This window comes from Chryseotalea sanaruensis (genome assembly GCF_003990915.1).
GTDB lineage: Bacteria > Bacteroidota > Bacteroidia > Cytophagales > Cyclobacteriaceae > Chryseotalea > Chryseotalea sanaruensis.
On sequence record NZ_BHXQ01000019.1, the window covers coordinates 1 to 2732 of the forward strand.

A 2732-nucleotide genomic window follows, 5' to 3' on the forward strand; every position below is an offset into this window, starting at 1 on the left:
GCAGTCGGACTGAATCGCTGGATAAGCCTCACAACTTGGTTGGCGGCATAGTGCTCCGGCTGCTTTTGTTTATAAAATTTAACGATTAATACCTTTACTTCAAATCATGGTTTGAATCTAAAGGTTGTGCCCAATTGCTGTGAAAATTTACGTTAACCATTAATTGATAAACCTCAAAGATTGAAAATGAAATTTGGTAAGACGATAAAGATTTTCCTTATAGATGGTGATCCTAATGGTAGAATGGCTTGCGAGATTTCAAATTGGACAGGAAAAGCATATAAAATTCCACGTAACAAAATAAAGGACTGTTCTGACAGACCAGACTTAGAAAATACAGGCATTTACTTTCTCTTGGGAAAAAGTGAAACAGAAAATCCTCAGGTATATATAGGAGAAGCTGAAGTTATTTTAAAACGCCTGAATCAACATTTGACTCAAAAAGACTTTTGGAATGAGACCATTGTGTTTGTAAGCAAAGATGATAATCTCAATAAAGCTCATATTAAGTATCTGGAAAATCGGTTTCATGAGTTAGCCAAGCAGGCTGACAGATATGTAGTTGATAATAATACAACACCGACAAAATCATCCATTTCTGAATCAGATGAAAATGAAATGGAAGAGTTTATATTCAATGTTAAGATTCTTGTTAATACGCTTGGACACAAGATTTTTGATGAGAAAAGAGAAACAATATCCATTTCTAAACAAGATGTTTTTTCTATAAAATCTGCACGTGGGACAGACGCGAAAGGAATAAATACATCTGACGGATTTGTAGTATTTAAAGGGTCAAAAGCATCTGTGGAGAATACTAAATCACTCGGTCAATATTGGCTAAACCAAAAACAGAAACTAATTGACAATGGAGTCTTAGTTCTGTCTGACAATAGTTACGAATTCTCAAAAGACCATATATTTAGCAGTTCTTCAGCCGCAGCAGTAATTGTCATGGGTAGATCCGCAAGTGGACCAATGGAGTGGCGACTGGAAAATGGAGTTAGATTAAAAGAAACTGAGGAACCTGAAGACTGAGTTAGCAACTGGGCACAACAAAAGCTATAACCAATGGCAGGTGATGAGTAAGTATAAAGTTTTATCTTCGCTATTACGTTTGGTCTCGGTGGACAATGAAGTTTTCAAAAGCCGCCACTGGTTATAGCCAAACGTTAGTGGCAAGGCTATGACGCATCTATATCATTAACGAGTTGACTTGTGATTCCATCAATCAGACCAACTTTATCTTTTTTGACAGCTTTAACAAATTGTTTTTCGACTGCAGATTGCTTATCATATTTTGCAGACCACATAATCATTTCAACCAAAACAGGAACTAAATCAATCCCTTTTTGGGTAAGCCTATACATTATTTTTTGTTTATGACCAGGATCGCTTGACTTACTGATAATACCATTGTTTTCTAACAAGGACAATCTATCAGAAAGAATATTGGTTGCAATCCCTTCTCCCGACAAAAGAAATTCACCGTAAAAATGTTTTCCTTTAAACATTAAGTCTCTAACAATCAGAAATGTCCATTTGTCGCCAAATATTTCTAATGCAAAGCTTATCGGACAGTCAGACCTTCTTTTAATCTTTTTCATAATGCAAAGATATAAAAATAATACCACTTGCAAATTAAAAGTGGTTATGTATATTTGCGTTTCACAATTAAAAACAGGAAAATGAGCAAATTAATTAACGACATCACAATTAATGCACCAATAGAAAAAATTTGGAGCATACTTACGGACTTAGAGCTTTTGGGCCAAACTGATCCTACAGTTAAAAAAGCCACCTTGATTTCTGAAAACAAAACAGGACTTAACGCAAAAAGGAAAGTGCTAATGCTAGACGGAAAAAATTGGTTTGATGAAAAGATTACAGTTTTCAAACCAAACGAAGAATTGGTTTATCAACTTACCGACTGCTCTTTCCCAATTAAAGGGTTGAAACATACTTACAGCTTCCAAAAAAACGGGAACTCTACCAAAGTGCAACAAGTTATGGAATACACGGTTAAGTATGGTATTCTCGGAGTATTGATGGATAAAATGATGATAGGAAAACAATTCAACTCGGGCATAAACAAATTTTTGACAGGGCTAAAAACCTACGCAGAAAAATAATATGGCATACGATGAAATTTTAGCAAATCGAGTACGAGAAAAATTTGTCGAGCTAACCAACATTACTGAAAAAGAAATGATGGGGGGCTTGACATTTATGTACAATGATAAAATGTGCGTTGGAATAATCAAAGACGAATTAATGTGCCGCATTGACCCAACGCTTCACGACATGGCCATTGAAAAACAAGGTTGTAGAACTATGGACTTTACCAAAAGGCCAATGAAAGGCTATGTAATGATTGAAGAAATCGGAATGAAATCAGAAAAAGACTTTGACTATTGGATAAACTTAGCGTTAGACTATAATAAGAAAGCCAAATCTTCAAAACGACCAAAGAAAAAGCCCAGCCACTAACAAAATGTTTGCGCAATGGTGGGGTGACGTGTAAGCTATAAGTGTTATCTTCGTTCTACGTATGGTCATGGTGGACAAATACGTTTTCAAAAGCCCACCACTGCGCAAACACAAACGTTGTGCACAATGCCACCAACGCAAACGAATTCAATTATGAAAAGAGATAAAGGACTTCTAAAAGCACTCGGTTACTCAGATAATCTTATTGAAAAACTGGAAATCTGGGACACACTTGTCAATGA

The 2732-nt window shown here is 35.7% G+C and carries 4 protein-coding genes; 3 read left to right on the forward strand and 1 reads right to left on the reverse strand.

The annotated features are described in order from the left end of the window. The first annotated feature begins 186 nt into the window (after nucleotides 1-186). Nucleotides 187-1038 (forward strand): GIY-YIG nuclease family protein, encoded by an 852-nt coding sequence (locus SanaruYs_RS19930; protein ID WP_127124381.1) that lies wholly within the window; start codon nucleotides 187-189, stop codon nucleotides 1036-1038. 146 nt (nucleotides 1039-1184) lie between these two features. Here the strand turns inward: SanaruYs_RS19930 and SanaruYs_RS19935 are convergent, their stop codons facing one another. Next, complete coding sequence (locus tag SanaruYs_RS19935) at nucleotides 1185-1607, reverse strand: winged helix-turn-helix transcriptional regulator (RefSeq protein ID WP_127124382.1); 423 nt, start codon at nucleotides 1605-1607, stop codon at nucleotides 1185-1187. 81 nt (nucleotides 1608-1688) lie between these two features. Between SanaruYs_RS19935 and SanaruYs_RS19940 the strand changes: the two genes are divergently transcribed. After that, a complete protein-coding gene (locus SanaruYs_RS19940) occupies nucleotides 1689-2132 on the forward strand; it encodes an SRPBCC family protein (RefSeq protein WP_127124383.1) in 444 nt (147 codons plus the stop codon). 1 nt (nucleotide 2133) lies between these two features. Further along, a complete protein-coding gene (locus SanaruYs_RS19945; RefSeq protein WP_127124384.1) occupies nucleotides 2134-2490 on the forward strand; it encodes a TfoX/Sxy family protein in 357 nt (118 codons plus the stop codon). Nucleotides 2491-2732: the final 242 nt, after the last annotated feature.